We start from the raw sequence: 18,675 nt of genomic DNA on the forward strand, positions 1-18,675 counted from the left end.
TATTTTAGCAACTAAAGATAACCTGTCAAGTAATTATTACTACTTTAGTTATTTCTTGCGGCTACGGGGATGACACTGATCATAAACATCACTCAGATGGGTAAAACTGACTTTGGTGTATTTTTGCGTGGTTGACAAAGAGACGTGCCCCAACAACTCCTGAATGACTCGCAGATCTGCGCCCGCATCAAGCAAATGAGTAGCAAATGAATGGCGTAACGCATGGGGAGTCACATCCGTCGGCAAACCAAACTGCCGCAGACGTTTCTTTAAATTACGCTGAACGCTGCGAGGCGTGAGACGCCCTCCGCGGTGGTTAAGAAACAGAGGAGCATCTGGATTGATACGTCCCCGTTCGTTAAAATAATGTTGTAACGCCATAAGAGCCTGCCGGCCAATGGGCAAAATTCGTTCCTTTCCCCCTTTGCCGAGGACCCGAACTTGATGATTATCAAGGTCAACAGAGTCATAATCAAGGGCAGTCAACTCTCCAACCCGCAGACCACAAGAATAGGTGAGTTCCAAAATCGCCAAATCTCGTAACACCAATAGGCGTTGCCCGTCTGGAGAAACGTCAAGCAGCTGACCGACCTGCTCAGCACTCAACACTTTTGGCAGGTACTGTTGCCGTTTTGGAGACGACAAGGAATCAACGGCAGACTCAGCCAGCACTCCCTCGCGCTTGAGATAGCGAAAAAACACTTTGATTGCTGACAATTTTCGGGCAAGACTGGTTCGAACACAGGTCTTTTGCAGATGGGCAAGGTATTGTCGCATCAACAAGCGATCCACCCGCTCCAAACAGCCTAATGGATTCTGTGGATCTTCAGATTTCTGCAGAAAGCTCTGGAATTGACCGAGATCACGCATATACGCCTCCACTGTTCTTGAGGCGAGGTTACGTTCAACAATCAGGTGTTGTTTAAATTTCTTTAAATGCTCTTCCACACATAAATCCCACTTCGCTACGAAAACCTGAAATGCACTAGCAATTGACGACACCACATCAGCATGACATACTTAAAGCCGCAATGCGAGTCAGGCAAGGAGTGAGCCTTCTTGGACGCTGACATAAATTTTGTCCCTCTGGAGAAGTCATCATATGATCACATCCCTGCTATTTTCTCTATTCATTATAGCAATTTTGGGATTATTAATATTTGACCTGTTCACTGTTCTTCTCACCTACTGTATCTATTGGTATGAAGTTTCCAATAGCAACACCGGTTTGGCAAAAAAACGATTTAGCTGGAGGAACCTGCAACGCGTCATCAGACTGATCATCCCCGAAGTTTTTTTCGATTTTATCACCATTGCAGCAATCCCTGTGGGTTTATTCCGGAACAAAAACCAAACCCTGCACCGAGGTCAAACTCCAGTGTTGTTACTGCATGGATTATTTGTCAATCAATCCTGCTGGTTATGGTTCAGATGGCAGCTAAGACAACAAGGCATTCAGAATGTTACCACGATGAACCTGTCCTCGTGGCACAGTGAAGAAGCCCTGACCGAACTCTTAGCAAAAAGGGTGGATGAACTAAGACATCAGCTGGGCGTCAATAAAATCCATCTGGTTGGCCACTCCATGGGGGGGATCATTGCCCGTAATTATGTGCAACTTCGCGGCGGTCAAGACAAAGTCGAAAAACTGATTTGCCTCGGATCGCCACATTATGGCTCCAAACTGGCGACATTTTCACTCGACCCGCTCGGCAAGCTGCTGATCCCGGATTCCGACTTTTTACAGCGACTCAACAATGCACCAAAGCCGGAGAAGACCAAGGTTACCAACATCTATACCAATAAAGACAACATGGTTCTCCCCAACGCAAACAACCATCTCCCCTGGGGGGAACCTGTAGAACTTAAGAATATGGGACACACCTCGTTGATTTACCGTAAAGCCCCTATAACTGCCACCATAGCTGCCCTCAAAAGAGATATCGAACCCGCCACCTAAATTGACTGCAAAGGATTCACCCTCTTGACGCAAACGGCCCCCAATGACGCCAGAGTCTCTTTAAAGCAACTCAGTTCCTATAATCCGGATGAGACTCTCGCGGCAATGGAAGCCCTGTTACAACCACTGGGAGGGATGTCTGCTTTTGTGAAGCCTGGGGATAAGGTCCTCATCAAACCCAACCTGCTATCGGGAAAGTCTCCAGACAAAGCGGTCACAACCCACCCTGAAATTGTCCGTGCCGTCATCAACTTAGCCCAAAAAGCGGGTGGCGATGTAGCTCTGGGAGATTCTCCCGGCATCGGCAGCCCCGAAAGTGTAGCGCGAAAGAGTGGGATCCTTGCCGTGGTAAAAGAATCAGGGTGTCGCTTTACACCCTTTGAAACCTCGGTCACAATTCATCCGACGGGTGGAACTTTTCAGCAATTTGAAGTCGCTCAAGAGATTCTCGATGCGGATGTCATCATCAACGTGCCAAAACTGAAAACGCACCAGATGATGGGACTAACCTGCGGAGTCAAAAATATGTTTGGCGCTGTGGTTGGCCTGCGTAAACCCCGCCTCCACCTCCAGGCAGGGACGGACAAGGCTTTCTTTGCCCTGATGATATTAGAACTCTGCGAAGCGTTGGCTCCGACACTCACGATTGTTGATGCTGTTGTCGGGATGGAAGGGGCAGGTCCTGGCAGTGGCGACCCGGTTAATATTGGAGCGTTGCTGGCAGGCAGCCACCCCCAGGCGGTGGACACAACGGCAACCGAACTGGTTGGCATGCAAGCGCATCAGGTCTGGACTCAACAACAGGCGATCGAAACCGGACGACCCTACACAGACATACACCAGTTAGAACTCTGTGGGGACGCCATACAAGAGCTTAGGGTGCACCACTTTCACCCGGCAAAAATGACAGATGTTAATTTTGGCCTTAAAGGGGGATTGGAACATTATCTCAAAAAGACCCTGACTGCGCGCCCGGTTGCGGACCATAATCTTTGCAGACTCTGTAATGATTGTGTGACTCACTGCCCGGCAGACGCGATGAAAATAGAGCATAATCAATTACAAATTGACTACGACTTGTGTATCCGTTGTTTCTGTTGTCAGGAACTCTGCCCCCATGGGGCACTGAAAACAAAGCAGGGGATGTTGTTACGGCTACTCAACATGATCAACAGGAAAAAGCACCACTAACAACCAAGGATCTTTGCCAATGAGTCAGAAAATCAATGTCCACTATGAACTCAACGAAGCCCTATGGCGCAAGTTTTATGATGTGTATTATGCCGCTGATAAAAAGTTTAAATTGCGCTTCATCTATGGAACCTGCAGTTGGATTCTTGGTGTCTGCGGCTTGCTGGGATTTTTTGAGAACAACATCTTGGCGTTGGGGATGATAGCCTTTGGTCTGTACTGTGTCTTTGCCAAACGCTACCTGGTCAACAGGGCAGTGAAGAAGGCGGTGAAGAAAGGGCATAACAACCCGCAAACCTCCGGAGAAGTTGACTATACAATCGATACAGAGAAAATAACCGGTGTTGAACAAGGTTTGGACTTTGAGTTTCGCTGGGACAGCTTTTATGGCTATCGTGATGCAGCGCCGGGATTGTTACTTTACTTGAAAAAAGCGACTGTCCTCTTCATCCCCGACGAAACTATCTCAGTGACGGAAAAACACGAGATCGTCAACATTCTCACGCAGAACAAAGTACAGAACTTAGCGACAAAATAAGCCTGTCCTCAGAAACCAGAAGGGCTCACCAAACTTTTGTGAGCCCTTCTGTCAGACTATCGCATGCAAACAGATTTAACGTACCTGAACGACTTCTTTTACTTCAGGTATCTGCTCCATCAAGTTGCGCTCAATTCCCATTTTCAGGGTCATGGTTGACATTGGACAAGAGCCACAAGCGCCTGTTAGGCGGACACTGACAGTCCCTTCGTCTGAAACATCAATCAGCTCAACGTCGCCCCCGTCAGCTTGCAATGCTGGGCGAATCAGGTCCAAAACTTCTATCACACGTTCTTTCATCAGATTTTCCTCCGTTAATCACGAGTTTATTGGTTAAGTATAGCGGCTATTTTAACTATTTTGCAAGGGCTGTTATTGCACCTTTCAAAATGGTCGGGATGGCATTGTGATATCTTGAATGCGCCGTGCACAGAGAAGCTCTGGAGCGGCGACATCCTTCCCCTGGATAAGCACCTTGAAGGTTTCACCCATCCCCCCTTCTGGAAGAATGAGGGTTTTTAAATTCATCCGTAACGCCAGAGCTTTCTGAGGATCTGTCTCGCGACTCTCCATCTCCATGAGCATCTCCAAAAAACCCAGCCCCAGCAAAAATTGATATTGTTGACCAAAATAGAGAACGTCCAAGCCACATTGACGACCGATAGACTGCAAAGTGGTAAAGTCGACATGAGCGGTGATATCTTGAAACCCAACGCGCTGATAGGGGTTTTCATTGGTTTGATGCTGATAATAACAAAGAAGGGTTCCAGCGTGTCGATATGGCGCATAAAGCTCTTCGGCAAGGTAACCATAATCAATTGTTAAGACAAATCCTCGTCCAAGAGTCGTCGCGACACGGCGCATCCAGTCAGCGGCCGCCAAATTAACTTCACAACGGTTTCCGAGCGCAGGTTCGATCCCAATTTGCTGAAAATATTGAGCAATCAGATGACTAGAAACAGGCCGCAGCTCTTCGGTAAAGCCATTTTCACCATTGACGACATAAACTTCCCGCAATCCCTCCGCATGCTTTTCAATCAGATGAACCGGAAAAGCATCGATCAACTCATTGCTGATAATACACCCTTGCATCCCCTGGAGGTCCTCCAGTTCACACCACGCAACCCGCCCTGCCTGAAAATGTGTCTCCAAAGTCTGTCTTTGTCGTTGACGGTTATCCTGGCTGATTTCGATGATCCGGTATTCAAGCTGAGCATATAATTCTGGGGATTCTTGTGCCAAAGCATCCAAAATATCCAGACACAGATGCCCCTCTCCCGCTCCTGGCTCAGCGATAACAAAAGGTCCCTGCCCCAAAATCTGCCACATCTGCTCCACCTGACGGGCAATCAATCGGCCAAAGCCAGAATGGACACTTGATGAGGTGAAAAAATCACCCCGCTTGCCAATCCGGGTCCGTTCTGCGGTGTAATAACCGTAATCAGGGTGATAGAGAGCTTGCTCCATGAACTCAGCAAAGGGGATTGCAGACGCCGCAGACGCAGCGATCCGCTGTTGCAAGTGCAGCATTAGCTTTGAATTTTGCTCTTCAGTCACAGGAACCCCACGATCGCGCAAATTTAAAAAGCGGGATTATAGCCATCACCTCAGCCAAAGACAAGAGATAAAACCATTACAAATACTTGAACTTGAAGATGATTCATGCCATTATCAGGCGCTGCACAAAGCTGATGATTCGAAGATATTCAACCGACAAATTTCATATTGGAGAAAGTTTTTATGGCAATCATTACTATTTCCCGCGAAATGGGTAGCGGCGGTATACCGATTGTTCACCAAGTTGCAAAAGAGCTTGGCTATACTCTGGTTGACGGCGATGTCATCCGTGATGCTGCTAAGAACTACGATCTTTCTCAAGAAGCCCTACAACAAATTGATGAAAAACCACCAGCATTTGTCGAAAAGCTGGATCGACAGATCGAACTGAACATGAATCGGATCCAGTTGATTGTCCTGGAACAGGCGCTCAAAGGTGATGTCCTTATTTACGGACGTGGCGGGCAAGACCTTCTCCCCGAAATTTCCAGCATCCTTCGTGTGCGGGTCATTGCTCCTTTTGAAGAGAGAGTTGAACGCTGGGCGCAACGCGAATGGATCGACCCCGACCTGGCTCGTTCTTTGGTGCGAAAAAGTGATCAACAACGTGCTGGTTTCATTAAATACTACTTTGATCGTAATTGGGAAAATCCGATTGAATACGACATGGTTATCAATACAATCAGAATCACCAATGAAACTGCCGTAAAATTAATCACCGAAGCGGCATCGGATCCTTCCTTCATTGCGAAGGCCCATCAATGCAAATCAAAAATTCAAGACCTGATAATCCAGAAGAAGATTCAAATTGCCCGTTTGGATGATGATCGGATCAAAGACATCTGGTTTAATATTGATGTCACTGATTGCCATGTCACCTTATCGGGTCATGTATACAGCGAAGCCGAACGACAAGCCGTTATAAGTGACGCAACAAGTGTAACTGGGGTCACGGGAGTGACCGATCAACTAAAAATAGTCAGTTATTAACTTCGTCCAAGGACTGTCAAGTTCTGCTCTCACAACCAAAGAAACGCCGGCATTGCCGGCGTTTTGTTTCACTTAACATATCAAGGAGTATTTCCAATGTCTGGACATAGTAAATGGGCCAACATCAAACACCGCAAAGGCGCTCAGGACGCCAAGCGAGGAAAAATTTTCACAAAACTCATCAAAGAGGTCACTATTGCAGCAAGGATAGGGGGGGCAGACTTAGAGGCTAATGCCCGCCTCAGATTGGCTGTCGACAAAGCAAAACAGGCCAATATGCCGAAAGATAATATCGATCGCGGCATCAAAAAAGGGACCGGAGACCTTGATGGCGTCACCTACGAAGAGGGCGTCTTTGAAGGATACGGCCCCGGTGGTATCGCTGTCATTGTCGAATTCATGACTGACAATCGGACCCGAACGGTCGCTGACGTGCGTCATGCCTTCAATAAATATGGTGGCAGTTTAGGGGTGAGCGGTTCAGTCGCTTTCATGTTTGACCGTAAAGGACAAATCATCTTCTCTGGCGAAAATGATTTTGATAAAATTTTCGAAGTGGCTCTGGAAGCTGGAGCAGAAGACGTTAAAGAAGAAGACGGCATGATTGAAGTCATCACCGATCCCACTGAGTTCGAAGCCGTTCAGAACGACTTGGAAAAACACGACCTCAAGTATGAATCGGCCGAAGTGACAATGATCCCGCAAACATTAACCCCCATTGAAGGTAAACAGGCAGAATCGTTAATGAAAATGATTGACGTATTGGAAGATAATGATGACGTGCAGAATGTCTATACCAACTTCGATATTTCTGATGCAGAGATGGAAAGAATCATGGGGTAAAGTAACAACAATATGCGTATTTTAGGGATTGATCCTGGCAGCAAAGCGACCGGCTACGGTTTCATCGAACAACAAGGAAACCGGCTGATTCATCTGGACAATGGGGCAATCTTCACCCAGAGTCAAGATCCTCTGGCGGTACGCCTGCAACGCATTTACAAAGAACTCTGTATCCTGATTGGGAAATACCAGCCCGAAGCCGTTGCGGTTGAACAGGTGTTCATGGCCCGCAACCCCGCTTCAGCGTTAAAACTTGGCCATGCCCGTGGGATTGCACTCCTTGCTGGAATCAACGCGGACCTGCCGGTTGCTGAGTATTCGGCACTCCAGGTTAAGAGTGCTGTGGTTGGCTATGGCAGAGCAGGAAAAAATCAAGTCCAGCAGATGACCAAGATGTTGCTCAACTTACCTGAAATAGCCCAGGAAGATGCCGCCGATGCACTGGCCGTTGCTATCTGCCATGCCCACAGCCACCACCTCAGTCAACAGGTTACTCAGACCATGAAAAAGAATCGGAAACTATCGACATGATTGCTCTGCTAACTGGTAAACTCGCCTACCGCAGCCCTGAACAGATTATTGTCGACGTCGCAGGAGTTGGCTATCGACTGCAGATCCCTCTTTCAACGTTTTATGCCCTTCCAGAAGAGGGCAACGTGCAACTACAGGTCCACACCCACGTCAAGGAAGACGCCATTTACCTGTTCGGTTTTTCCAGTCGCGTTGAAAAGGATCTTTTTGTCCTGCTGATTTCGGTTTCTGGAGTAGGTCCGAAACTGGCCATTACAACTCTCTCGCATATTGCCCCAGAAGAGTTGGCCCTAGCGCTTAGTGAAGGTGATATTCCCCGCTTAACGGCCATCCCCGGAATCGGAAAAAAGAGTGCAGAACGGTTAATCCTTGAACTTCAGGACAAAGCGACAGCCTATGCTCTCAACGCAACCATTCCTCCACGCGACAACAACAAAGCAAAACCAGAAGATGACCAACAAGATGCCTTATCAGCTCTGGTCAATCTGGGCTATAAAGAAACATTAGCAAAACGTGCGCTAAATACTCTACGGTTACCGCCGGGATCTCCCCTAGAGGATATTCTGAAAGCGGCACTGCAAAACCTGATGAAGTAGCTGGAGCCAGCAATGAGCGAACGCCTGATTACAGCTGAGGAGCAACCCGACGAAAATAATTATGAGGTCGGGCTGCGGCCAAAATCGCTGCAAGAATATGTGGGGCAAAGCAAAGCGAAACGCAATCTGAAAGTCTTTATTGATGCCGCGCGTAATCGTCATGAAGCCCTTGACCATGTCCTGTTTTTTGGCCCTCCGGGGCTCGGGAAAACCACTCTTGCGAATATTATTGCTCAGGAGATGGGCGTCAACATCAAAAGCACCTCTGGTCCCGTCATCGAAAAAACCGGGGATCTAGCCGCAGTTCTGACCAATCTGGAAGAAGGAGACGTCCTTTTTATTGATGAAATCCACCGCCTCTCTCCAGTTGTCGAAGAGATCCTCTATCCGGCGATGGAAGACTATCAACTTGACATCATGATTGGTCAGGGCCCTTCCGCAAGAACCATCAAACTGGATATCCCCAGGTTCACTCTAGTTGGTGCAACAACCCGTGCCGGACTCCTGTCTTCACCATTACGGGACCGTTTCGGGGTCATCAGTCGGTTGGAATTTTATTCCCGGGAAGAACTCACAACGATCGTTAAACGCAGCGCAAATATTCTCAAAATCCAGATTGACGAAGAGGGCGCTAGTGAAATCGCCCGTCGCAGTCGGGGAACCCCAAGGATCGTTAACCGCCTGTTACGACGCGTTCGTGATTTTGCTGAAATTGAAGGGGATGGAATCATCACCCGTGAATTAGCAGACCACTCCTTAAAACGGCTGGAGGTTGACAATCAAGGCTTTGATTACATGGACTGCCTGTTGTTGCTGACAATTATTGATAAGTTTTCCGGTGGTCCAGTCGGTCTCGACACTCTGGCTGCAGCCATCGGCGAGGAACGGGATACCATCGAAGATGTGATCGAACCTTATCTGATCCAACAAGGTTTTTTAAACCGGACACCGCGGGGGCGCGTTGTGACTGAAAGCTGCTTTCGCCATTTCCAACGCATCCCGACATCAACAGAGGGAACAGGCCCTCTCTTCGGTTCGTAAGATAGATTCTCAATGAATGGACATCTCCAACAATTTGCTCATCAACTTGCCGCCTGGACTGAGACCATTATCGAACATGGCCGAACACCGTTTCGGCGGGTTGATACTTATCCGGAAATTGATACGGCTGAAGGGATAAAATCCCCCCCACTGATCTTCTGGATTAATCGGCAAAGCATGATGGCAGGAGGTGTCTTGTTATTGCCTGACAACAATCTGGACGCTGAGCTCCAAGTTGGCCGTAGTTGTGCGACAGCTCTGGGTTTATGCCACTTCATCACCTGGGAAGCTAAGTGCGTCAGAATTTGGAAGGTTGAAGCAAATGAAACGGTGGAGCAGCAGAATTTCCCTCTGACCAACCCAGATCAACCTGAAACTTTTCGACTTTTACTCGCTGAGGTGCTTGAGACCCTAAAACTTCTTGCCATTCTCGGAGCGATTCCGGCAAAAGACCTTGCCCCCCATTATTTCAATAATTTATTTCTGATCACCTTAGAACAAGCACTCCCTCCTCTCACGGAGGCCCATAGGAGTCAACGCTCTGAAACAGATGAGGTTCCTGCAGAAGATACAGACTTCAGCGCCAATGAAGCCAACAGACTGATATTACTAAAGCTAATTGCCCTCATTTGGTCTAACAAATGCCCAGGGTCAATTCTGCCGGAAAAAATAGAGCAGACCATTGAACTGTCATTGCCTGATCTTCCTGAATCGCTAAGACAGGCTCTCAATCTTAAAGCAACGCCAAATACCCCTCCGCTCCCTCTGGAATCAGCAGTTTTCTTCCACCATTTACTTCTGCGTCTGCGACAACTCGCATGGATTCAAGACCCTGAGAAAGCGAAAGAGAGCATCCGTTGCCTGGCCGCGCACTGGTTTCAAGGGAAAACCAGAGAGGAGGAAACGGCAGCGGTGTATCTTTATCCCGACGTACCGGTTCTGAACTCCACAGCAAATACTTTACTCTCAAGTTCACCGTCTTTGCTGGCGATTTCAGCATTGCTGACTGAAATCAACGACCTGCCTCCAAAGAGAATGATATGCGGAAACCTGTTTGATCTCCATCGCGACAATCTTCCGCAACAACAGGTTTATGCCCGCCTGTTGAATCAACACATAATTACCAACTTCGACCGACGTAAATACACCACCGCTTTACGATCAGCCTGGCCAAACCGCCATTTAAAAATCAAGGCGGGACAACCCTTTTGGCCCTGGGAACTGATTCATCTTTTAGGCGTTTGCCATTCAAGACAACAGCTGGTCTTGGAGGTCCCTGACGCTCTATTAAACAATCCAAGAAACGAACTTGCGTGGATTCTATTATGTGAAAACTACAGTTTTCAGCAAATACAGCTTCTCAACAACAACTGTCTCAAACTCGACATTTATCGAGATAAATCAACTCTTGATGTCGTCTCCCTCAAGATCAACGGCGAAGCCAGAGAGATCCATTTCGTCGAGGATCCCATTCGTTTTAAGAGACAACTGTTGATCGCCCTTAACTTGCCATCAACAGTCTACAATCTTTTGGGGAATGAACTCATCTGGCCCGACAGCGACAAGGTCAGCAACAATCAACAACCGGGCGAAGACCTTTACCGGCAAAGCCGTCTCTACAAATGGATGTACGCCCTGCTCTCAGGAACCTCTATAGAGGATAAAAACGGTTCCCAGACGCTAGATTCATCGCTTCCGTACCCAGAGCCCTTGCTGTTAAAAGAACTCGCACGCTTTGACAAGAGGAACCCGGCAGCAGAAAAGCCCGCCTCTCTAGACTCTTTTCTTGCCAATATACTCGCCTGCCCAACCATAGAAACAATCGACCGCCCTAAAGTCAGCAAGGCTCCCAGAACATTTATTCCTGAGGATCATTCAAAGAATAATATCCAAGAGACGATCGCTCAACAGCTGTCGGTCCATGGGATTCCCAATTTCCCGGCACAATACCTCTACTTCCTTGATCAGCCTGTCATTTGCCACTATACAATCCATCCTCCGTTGGTGGTCAAAAGCAGCTTACTTGGGGGATTTGAGTTGCAAGATGCTGACGGTCAGATCATTTCAGGATACGGAGATGAACTGAAACAGATACTCCTCCTCTGTGCCGAGGCAGGCAAAACAGAGATCGACCTCCCTGATGGTCGGCAGCAGCTGGAACAACTACTCCAACACTACCTTAAAGATTTGGAAACGCTGTACGTCTACCTCAATAACCTTTGCTACAGTCAAATCAAAGATTTTAAATCAGCTCGCAAATGTATTAAAAGTGTCTGGGGACAACTCAACCTTCCTGACCCTTCATGGTTTCGCAACCCATAAACACCCCGATAAAAATACAAGCCAAGCAACAAACAACACTGTTCCTGGATAAATAGCCTCCACCTGTGCGGCATTATACTTAAATAGTTTTCTTTGTCCGTTTGAACTGCCTCAAGAAGCTGTTATAATCCCACTAAATTTATTGATTTCCATCCCTTTGCAACAGGAGGCCGCAATGCTTGAGATTGTTGAAAAAACTCTATTAACCGGAATCGGTGCTGTAGCGCTTACCCAGAAAAAAGCTGAAGAGCTGATCGAAGACCTCAAAAAAAGGATGAACCTCTCTGAAGAGGAAGGAAAAACCCTCCTTGAAAAACTGCGGGGAGCAGCCAAGGACAATCAACAAAAGCTCGAAGAGATGGCCCAAGTCGAAGTCAAAAAAGCGTGCGAACATATGGGGGTCGTGACGACAGCAGAATTTACCAAGCTACAGCATAAAGTGGAGCAGTTGGAGAAACAACTTAAGGCCCAGACCAAGTAACCCACAGGATTGCACCTTGCCATTTAATCGGATCAACCGGAATCTACGTTCACTCAAACGATATCGACAAGTGCTTGGGATTCTCATCAAGTATGGATTTGGACATATCGTTGAGCAGCTCAATATTGATTATTACCTGCAACTGGGTAAACGGATTGTTTCTCTCGGGACGGCATCTCGCGAATTAGAGCGTCTCACCCAAGCAGCCCGTTTCAGATTAGCATTGGAAGAACTGGGTCCGACCTTTATCAAGCTAGGGCAACTCCTCTCAAGTCGCTCCGACATTGTTCAACTTGATGTCCTTGAAGAGCTGCAAAAGCTGCAGGATCATCTCCCTGCGGTACCGGCAGACCAGATCATGGCGCAAATTCATCGTGAACTGGGTTATCCTGTCGAAGAGTTATTTCAGTTTTTTGATGATAAGCCGCTGGCGACAGCAAGTATCGCCCAGGTGCACCGGGGCACCTTGAAAACAGGAGAACAGATCGTCTGTAAAATCCGCAGACCCGGGATTGAACCGGTCATCGAGACAGATATAGATATCATGATGGGGTTAGCTTACCTGATTGAAAAACACCTGCCTGGCGGTGATTTATACGATCCCATTGGTCTGGTCAAGGAGTTCCGTCGCACCATTCACCGAGAGCTTGATTTTTCCCGTGAAGGGCGGACGACGGATCGATTTTCGGCAAATTTTCAAGAAGATGAGACCATCCATATTCCTAAAGTGTTCTGGGATTACACTGGGCAAACAGTCCTCACTCTGGAATATATCTCCGGAATAAAAATTTCCGAACAAGAGAAACTAAAAGCCGCTGGGCTCGACCCCAAAGTCATTGCCAAGAACGGTGCAGACAATTTCTTGAAGCAGGTCTTTATCCATGGACTGTTTCACGCCGACCCCCATCCAGGAAACCTCCATGTCTTACCAGGAAATGTTATCTGCATTTTTGATTTCGGCATGGTGGGACGGCTTGATGATGATTTAAAGCTCCACCTGACTGAATTACTCTTATGTGTTTTACGTCGTGACGTTGACCGGCTGATTCGTCAACTCATCTACTCGGGAGAGGTTCACGATGAGAGCAACCTGAAGAATTTGAAAAGGGATCTGAATGAGTTTATTGATGACTATTACGACATCCTTCTGCAGGACCTGAAGATTGGTAAACTTCTTATCCACTTTGTCGATATCCTGACTGAATATCACATTAAGTTTCCGTCAAATTTGATGCTATTATCCCGTGCTTTGTTTGTAATGGAAGGGATAGGAAAACAACTGGATCCAGATTTCAATATGGTTGAACAGCTCAAACCATTCGCCGAACAAATCATCAAAGAGCGTTATTCTCCTCACAACATCACCAAAGAGACAACACAGATCCTCCAATCGTACCAAGCCCTAGGCAAGAGCCTGCCCAAAGATATCAAAGAGTTTATTAATCGGGTCAACCATAACAAGTTCAAGATTGATCTGGAGCACCGTGGCATTGAAAGGCTCGCCAACGACCTGGATAAATCCACCAACCGCATCTCATTCAGCATGGTTATCGCTGCCCTCATCATTGGTTCCTCCCTGATCATGCAGATTGACAAAGGCCCTATGTTATTTGGCTTCCCGATCTTAGGGTTGTTGGGATACTCTGTCGCAGGATTCCTTGGCTTTGGACTTGCAATCGCCATTTTGCGATCAGGACGCATGTAGATTAACTGTGTCTACTCCGACACAGGAACAGATACAAAGTTTAAAAAAGCCTCAGATTTAAGACTCTCATTTCCCCGCACTGAAAACCATCCGCAGTAAATACAGCAACTTACAAGGGCCAAAAAACATGGCAAGAGTTTTGCATATGCTCATAGACAACTTTGCTCAATGTCGAGAATGGATAGAGAAATGATTTTACAACGTACCATCAAAAAACCAACCACAATTTCTGGTATCGGACTCCATAGTGGCGCACGAATCAACCTGAGAATGCGTCCAGCAGCTGCGAATACTGGGATTATTTTTCATCGCACTGATGGTGAACAGACGGTCGATATCAAAGCCTGCTCTGAAAACGTTGTCGATACCCGCATGGCAACAGTTATAGGTCGTCAAGGGATGACGATCTCAACCATCGAACATTTCATGGCCGCTTTAGCTGCCTTTGGGATTGACAACCTTCACATCGATATTGATGGGCCGGAAGTTCCAGTATTGGATGGCAGTGCAGCACCTTTTGTCCGGGAAATTCAACAGGCAGAGATCAAATCACTCAATCGTAGCCGTAAATTTGTCGCTATCCGCAAGCCTCTTGAAATCATTGAGGGTGAAAAACGGATCTCCATAATCCCTTCCCGTTTTTTCAGGATCTCATTTGATATCGCTTTTGACCATCCAGCGATTTCAGTCCAACACCACAGCATGAAATTTACAACTGAAACTTTTTGTAAAGACATTGCTTCAGCAAGAACTTTTGGATTTCTTCACGAAGTCGAGTACCTCAAGGCGAATGGTTTGGCACGTGGGGGCTCACTAGAGAATGCTGTTGTTATTGACAACAATGGCGTCATGAACCCCGAAGGACTACGCTTCCCAAATGAATTTGTCCGCCATAAAATCCTTGATTCTTTTGGTGACTTCAGCCTCCTTGGGGCGCCCCTTTTAGGCCATATCAAAGCATTTAAAGCCGGCCACGACCTGAATGCAAAGATGGTCAAAACCATTGAAGAAAATCCGAGTCACTGGGCTTATGTAGAATTTAGTGAACAGGCGATCAGGGAAGCACAGCGCTCAAAAGAGAGTTCTTTTGCTATCGACTTAGCCTGGAACAAAGCCTAAAAACTCCCCAATATCGGTACCAGGAACAGGGCCAAGAGCCTTCTGCTAAGTTTCTTTTTTGCCAACATCACCTTGAGAACAGCTGTTCGATGAGGGTGATGTTGGCAATCCATTTCTACTCCCATTTACACATCCACATCCTAAAAGATCCTTTACGAAACAAACCCTGATACGCTATTCTGCCCAAAATAAACTTTACGGTTCTAAGACCCATAGGGGAATTTCAGGGGAGATTTAACTTTGAAGATCCAGGTCGTCTATAAAAACGGTAGGGAAGATACAGTCGAACAAAAATTTCTGGATATCCTGCTTCACTTTGGGGAAGTTCAAGAGTTCAGGCGGAGTGATCACTGGGTCAATGTCATAGAGGATCCAATCCGATCGAATCGAACCCACGAATATTGCGGGAAAGACAGACGCACGGACAACCATGCTGAATTCCCCACGGCTATGGGGATTTGATCGGCATACTTAAAGACCAGAACAAATGATCCTGATCCCATCCTCCACACTTAGCGCAATCTGAACAACCAAAGAGAATCAGGGTTCAGAATTCTCTTCTGGTAACGGTTGAAAAGTGTCAGCGATATCCAATTCGGCAGATAAGGGTTGTTGCTGTGGTTTTCCAGTCAGCAAATTCTTGATCGCAACAAATACCCACTTCACACCACGCACAATTTTAGGCAACAACCAGATCATCAGAAGAACAAAACCAATCAACAGCAACAGAAACAACCAAGGATAGTTGAACGCTGTCCAGAGCCCGGCAACGACGATTACGTCCTCGGAAACAGAGGCAATCCAGTTGGTCACAGGTTCTGGCGAAGTATTGATTAACACCCTCGAACCGGTCTTGGTGGCGTGAGTGCTTGCGGCCAGACCGCCACCAACAATGGCGACAGCTAAAGAGATAACCGGATCAACATCACCAACCGCAGCAGCAGCCATAACCGCACCGGCGGGGATACGAATAAAGGTATGTAAGGTATCCCATGAAGTATCGATTCCCGGCACCTTATCGGCGAAAAATTCAAGCAAATACATGAACCCTGCAGCCAACAAAACTAGCGGGTTTGCAAGAATCTCCAGGTCGGGAGGGAGAACCATATGACCATTACTTCCGAGCAGGCCCAGCACCAGAATCGCAGCATAGAGATTGATACCACTGGCCCATGCCACCCCCATACTCAAAGCAATAATCGAGACGATTGGATCTAATTGTTCCATATTTTTCCTTCTACAACCCCTAGCAGCAGATTATCGCCCTCGGAACTAGCAAACCGGATGTGCAGGAACCTGTGGTAACTTCCAGATTTGCTCATTATATTCCCGCATCGTGCGATCTGTAGAAAATTTCCCTGCAGCAGCCGTATTAAGAATGCTCATACGCACCCACCGTGACTGATCCTGATAAGCCAGTGCAGCCTGCTGTTGTGCAACGACGTATTCAGAAAAATCTGCAGCAACCAGCCATGGGTCGTTCGGGCTTCGAATCGCTTCGATAATAGGATCAAATATACCACTTTCAAACTGGTTAAAGTGGCCACTTTGTAACAACTGCATCACTCGCGTCAAATCATTATTGGCAGCAATAACCGCATCAGGGTTATAATTTTTTCGCGCCTCCTCTGCTTCTTGTGCGGTCAAACCGAACAAAAAGAAATTATCGGCACCCGTCTCTTCCCGAATCTCAATATTGGCCCCATCGAAGGTGCCGATAGTGATCGCACCATTGAGCATAAACTTCATATTGCCAGTCCCGGACGCCTCTTTCCCTGCGGTGGAAATCTGTTCTGACAAATCCGTCCCCGAACAGATCACCTCCATTGCGGAAACGCGGTAATTGGGGAGGAAAGCAACTTTGAGACGCTGGCCAACAGAGGCATCATTATTCACTAGCGTCGCGACGTTATTGATCAACTTAATGATTAACTTGGCCATCACATAGCCCGGCGCAGCCTTGCCGCCAAACAAAACACAGCGGGGAGTCCAATTTTCGATATCACCACGCTTAATCCGGTCATACAGATGGATAACATGGAGGATATTAAGCAACTGGCGTTTATACTCGTGGATCCGCTTCACATGGACATCAAACAGAGATTGAGGATGAAAATCAACCCCACAATCTTCTCTGACCAAATCAGCCAAACGCTGCTTGTTGTGATGTCTGACCTGCTGCCACTGCTGCTGGAAGGCAAGATCTTCAGCCAATGGCTTTAAACGATGGAGCTGGTCGAGATCGGTCGTCCAACCAGAACCGATATGATCGCTGATCAAACGACTCAACTTCGGATTGGCATATGCCAGCCACCGTCTCTGGGTGACTCCGTTGGTTTTATTATTAAATTTTTCCGGCCACATGTCGTAAAAATCACGGAACAACCCTTCGCGCAATAGCTGGGAGTGTAATTCAGCAACACCATTGACCGAAAAGCTGCCGACAATGGCTAAATAAGCCATGCGCACCTGGGGCTCTGGGCCCTCCTCAATCAAAGACATGCGCCGTTGTCTTTCGATATCTCCTGGCCAGCGTTCAGCAACCTGCATCAAAAAACGGGCATTAATTTCATAGATAATTTCCAGCAACCGTGGCAACAGTTGCTGGAAAAGAGCTACTGGCCATTTTTCCAAGGCTTCTGGCAGTAAGGTGTGATTGGTATAAGCCATCGTCGCGTGGGTTATCTCCCAAGCGGCAGTCCAGTCCAAACCTTGATCATCCATGAGCAGACGCATCAGTTCAGCAACAGCGCAACTAGGGTGAGTGTCATTCAGCTGAAAGCAGTTTTTTTCAGCAAATTGCTCCAGATTCGTCCCTTTCGTCACAATCCATTTATCGAGCACATCTTGCAAGCTCGCTGAAGCAAGAAAGTACTGTTGCCGCAAACGCAATTCCTTGCCATTCTCACTGGAATCGTTGGGATACAGAACCATGGTGATCTTCTCTGCTTCATTCTTTGCCGCCACCGAACCGGTATAATCACCGGAATTAAATTCTTCCAGGTCAAATTCATCCGTTGCCGCTGCTTTCCATAAGCGCAGCGGATTCACGGTACCATTATGATAACCCGGAACAGGAACATCGTAAGGGATAGCGAAAACATCCCGCGTATTCACCCAACGCACCCGCTTCTTCCCTGTCGCATCGATATAGGTCTCACTGTTGCCGTTAAATTTAATCCGCTGTCGATACTCAGGACGTTTGATCTCCCAGCAATTATCTGTTGCCAGCCAATGATCAGGCTCCTCCACCTGGTAACCATCAACGATATGTTGCCGAAACATGCCATACTCATAACGGATGCCATAACCCAGAACCGGCAACTGCAAGGTGGCGCAACTGTCCAGAAAACAGGCCGCTAGACGACCTAAACCACCATTGCCCAGCCCGGCATCGGGTTCTATCTCAACCAGTTCTTCCATTTCCAGACAAACGTCGGATAAGGTTTTGGTCAACTCTTCTCCAAGACCGAGGTTCAGCACCGCATTGCCCAAGGTCCTCCCCATCAAAAATTCTAACGAGAGGTAGTGGGTACGCTTACAGTCGCTGTCTTCATAGGCGTAACGGGTGTGCGTCCAGCGCTCCATCAAACGATCACGGATCACCAGCGCTAACGCTTCATAAGCATAGTGGGTTAAGCGGCAATTGCGATCACGGCCAAGGGTATTAGTATAGTAATGACGAAAGTCAGCTTCCAACGACCGGGAATCTAATCCCAAAGGGGGAACTTCGGTTAGATCGGGGCATGAAGAAGATTTCCTGAAACGTGTATCATTCATGAGAAGTACCTTTTATGGAAA

General features: G+C 47.4%; 18 protein-coding genes. 13 read left to right on the forward strand and 5 right to left on the reverse strand.

All coding sequences use genetic code 11. The features are described 5' to 3' along the window. Window positions 1-48: 48 nt before the first annotated feature. Window positions 49-1,005 carry a site-specific tyrosine recombinase/integron integrase gene (gene xerA, locus BLU87_RS03365; RefSeq protein ID WP_342743646.1) on the reverse strand — a complete coding sequence of 319 codons (957 nt, stop codon included), beginning with the start codon at window positions 1,003-1,005 and terminating at the stop codon, window positions 49-51. A gap of 97 nt (window positions 1,006-1,102) precedes the next feature. On the opposite strand from xerA, the gene BLU87_RS03370 reads away from it, so the two are divergent. Genes BLU87_RS03370 through BLU87_RS03380 form a run of 3 tightly spaced genes read left to right on the forward strand, consistent with a single transcriptional unit; the run spans window position 1,103 to window position 3,689 of the window. Continuing rightward, window positions 1,103-1,960, forward strand: a complete 858-nt coding sequence (locus BLU87_RS03370) for an esterase/lipase family protein (RefSeq protein ID WP_092344740.1) — start codon at window positions 1,103-1,105, stop codon at window positions 1,958-1,960. A 24-nt stretch (window positions 1,961-1,984) separates the two neighbouring features. After that, window positions 1,985-3,151, forward strand: a complete 1,167-nt coding sequence (locus BLU87_RS03375; protein WP_245706357.1) for a DUF362 domain-containing protein — start codon at window positions 1,985-1,987, stop codon at window positions 3,149-3,151. Between the two features lie 19 nt (window positions 3,152-3,170). Next, the gene (locus BLU87_RS03380; protein WP_092344742.1) at window positions 3,171-3,689 is read left to right on the forward strand and encodes a YcxB family protein; all 519 of its coding nucleotides are present in this window, start codon (window positions 3,171-3,173) and stop codon (window positions 3,687-3,689) included. Window positions 3,690-3,764: 75 nt separating this feature from the next. Here BLU87_RS03380 and BLU87_RS03385 read toward each other — a convergent pair whose 3' ends face one another. After that, window positions 3,765-3,989, reverse strand: a complete 225-nt coding sequence (locus tag BLU87_RS03385; protein WP_092344744.1) for a NifU family protein — start codon at window positions 3,987-3,989, stop codon at window positions 3,765-3,767. An 84-nt stretch (window positions 3,990-4,073) separates the two neighbouring features. Beyond that, window positions 4,074-5,246 (reverse strand): class I SAM-dependent methyltransferase, encoded by a 1,173-nt coding sequence (locus BLU87_RS03390; RefSeq protein ID WP_245706358.1) that lies wholly within the window; start codon window positions 5,244-5,246, stop codon window positions 4,074-4,076. Window positions 5,247-5,429: 183 nt separating this feature from the next. Between BLU87_RS03390 and BLU87_RS03395 the strand changes: the two genes are divergently transcribed. From BLU87_RS03395 to BLU87_RS03440, 10 genes are all read left to right on the forward strand, one after another. After that, window positions 5,430-6,236 carry a cytidylate kinase family protein gene (locus BLU87_RS03395; RefSeq protein ID WP_092344746.1) on the forward strand — a complete coding sequence of 269 codons (807 nt, stop codon included), beginning with the start codon at window positions 5,430-5,432 and terminating at the stop codon, window positions 6,234-6,236. Between the two features lie 96 nt (window positions 6,237-6,332). Then, window positions 6,333-7,079 carry a YebC/PmpR family DNA-binding transcriptional regulator gene (locus tag BLU87_RS03400; protein WP_092344748.1) on the forward strand — a complete coding sequence of 249 codons (747 nt, stop codon included), beginning with the start codon at window positions 6,333-6,335 and terminating at the stop codon, window positions 7,077-7,079. Between the two features lie 12 nt (window positions 7,080-7,091). Beyond that, on the forward strand, window positions 7,092-7,610 hold the full coding sequence (gene ruvC, locus BLU87_RS03405; RefSeq protein WP_092344750.1) for a crossover junction endodeoxyribonuclease RuvC: 519 nt from the start codon (window positions 7,092-7,094) through the stop codon (window positions 7,608-7,610). Continuing rightward, window positions 7,607-8,206, forward strand: coding sequence for a Holliday junction branch migration protein RuvA (ruvA, locus tag BLU87_RS03410; protein WP_092344751.1), 600 nt, complete (start codon window positions 7,607-7,609; stop codon window positions 8,204-8,206). Before ruvC ends, ruvA begins: the two co-directional genes overlap by 4 nt. 12 nt (window positions 8,207-8,218) lie before the next feature. Next, window positions 8,219-9,247, forward strand: coding sequence for a Holliday junction branch migration DNA helicase RuvB (ruvB, locus tag BLU87_RS03415; protein WP_092344753.1), 1,029 nt, complete (start codon window positions 8,219-8,221; stop codon window positions 9,245-9,247). A gap of 12 nt (window positions 9,248-9,259) precedes the next feature. Then, window positions 9,260-11,569 carry a hypothetical protein gene (locus tag BLU87_RS03420; protein ID WP_092344755.1) on the forward strand — a complete coding sequence of 770 codons (2,310 nt, stop codon included), beginning with the start codon at window positions 9,260-9,262 and terminating at the stop codon, window positions 11,567-11,569. A 175-nt stretch (window positions 11,570-11,744) separates the two neighbouring features. Next, entirely contained in the window at window positions 11,745-12,050 is a 306-nt protein-coding gene (locus BLU87_RS03425; protein ID WP_092344757.1) for a phasin family protein, read from the forward strand. 16 nt (window positions 12,051-12,066) lie between these two features. Then, window positions 12,067-13,755: an ABC1 kinase family protein gene (locus BLU87_RS03430; protein WP_092344759.1), complete on the forward strand. Its 1,689-nt coding sequence runs from the start codon at window positions 12,067-12,069 to the stop codon at window positions 13,753-13,755. A 189-nt stretch (window positions 13,756-13,944) separates the two neighbouring features. Next, entirely contained in the window at window positions 13,945-14,874 is a 930-nt protein-coding gene (gene lpxC, locus BLU87_RS03435; protein ID WP_092344761.1) for a UDP-3-O-acyl-N-acetylglucosamine deacetylase, read from the forward strand. Between the two features lie 240 nt (window positions 14,875-15,114). Beyond that, on the forward strand, window positions 15,115-15,336 hold the full coding sequence (locus BLU87_RS03440) for a GSU3473 family protein (protein ID WP_092344763.1): 222 nt from the start codon (window positions 15,115-15,117) through the stop codon (window positions 15,334-15,336). 78 nt (window positions 15,337-15,414) lie between these two features. Here BLU87_RS03440 and BLU87_RS03445 read toward each other — a convergent pair whose 3' ends face one another. Together BLU87_RS03445 and BLU87_RS03450 are read right to left on the reverse strand one after the other, a co-directional pair. After that, the gene (locus BLU87_RS03445; protein WP_092344765.1) at window positions 15,415-16,101 is read right to left on the reverse strand and encodes a DUF4126 domain-containing protein; all 687 of its coding nucleotides are present in this window, start codon (window positions 16,099-16,101) and stop codon (window positions 15,415-15,417) included. Window positions 16,102-16,146: 45 nt separating this feature from the next. Further along, window positions 16,147-18,654 carry a glycogen/starch/alpha-glucan phosphorylase gene (locus tag BLU87_RS03450; RefSeq protein WP_092344767.1) on the reverse strand — a complete coding sequence of 836 codons (2,508 nt, stop codon included), beginning with the start codon at window positions 18,652-18,654 and terminating at the stop codon, window positions 16,147-16,149. Between the last annotated feature and the right edge of the window lie 21 nt (window positions 18,655-18,675).

The sequence above is a fragment of the Desulfuromusa kysingii genome, from assembly GCF_900107645.1.
Taxonomy (GTDB): domain Bacteria; phylum Desulfobacterota; class Desulfuromonadia; order Desulfuromonadales; family Geopsychrobacteraceae; genus Desulfuromusa; species Desulfuromusa kysingii.

Coding starts and splice junctions, on each gene's coding strand:
- ruvA (WP_092344751.1), top strand. CDS start 7,607: ATGATTGCTCTGCTAACTGGTAAACTCGCCTACCGCAGCCCTGAACAG.
- BLU87_RS03450 (WP_092344767.1), bottom strand. CDS start 18,654: ATGAATGATACACGTTTCAGGAAATCTTCTTCATGCCCCGATCTAACC.
- BLU87_RS03370 (WP_092344740.1), top strand. CDS start 1,103: ATGATCACATCCCTGCTATTTTCTCTATTCATTATAGCAATTTTGGGA.
- ruvB (WP_092344753.1), top strand. CDS start 8,219: ATGAGCGAACGCCTGATTACAGCTGAGGAGCAACCCGACGAAAATAAT.
- BLU87_RS03425 (WP_092344757.1), top strand. CDS start 11,745: ATGCTTGAGATTGTTGAAAAAACTCTATTAACCGGAATCGGTGCTGTA.
- BLU87_RS03400 (WP_092344748.1), top strand. CDS start 6,333: ATGTCTGGACATAGTAAATGGGCCAACATCAAACACCGCAAAGGCGCT.
- BLU87_RS03380 (WP_092344742.1), top strand. CDS start 3,171: ATGAGTCAGAAAATCAATGTCCACTATGAACTCAACGAAGCCCTATGG.
- BLU87_RS03395 (WP_092344746.1), top strand. CDS start 5,430: ATGGCAATCATTACTATTTCCCGCGAAATGGGTAGCGGCGGTATACCG.
- lpxC (WP_092344761.1), top strand. CDS start 13,945: ATGATTTTACAACGTACCATCAAAAAACCAACCACAATTTCTGGTATC.
- BLU87_RS03420 (WP_092344755.1), top strand. CDS start 9,260: ATGAATGGACATCTCCAACAATTTGCTCATCAACTTGCCGCCTGGACT.
- ruvC (WP_092344750.1), top strand. CDS start 7,092: ATGCGTATTTTAGGGATTGATCCTGGCAGCAAAGCGACCGGCTACGGT.
- BLU87_RS03385 (WP_092344744.1), bottom strand. CDS start 3,989: ATGAAAGAACGTGTGATAGAAGTTTTGGACCTGATTCGCCCAGCATTG.
- BLU87_RS03445 (WP_092344765.1), bottom strand. CDS start 16,101: ATGGAACAATTAGATCCAATCGTCTCGATTATTGCTTTGAGTATGGGG.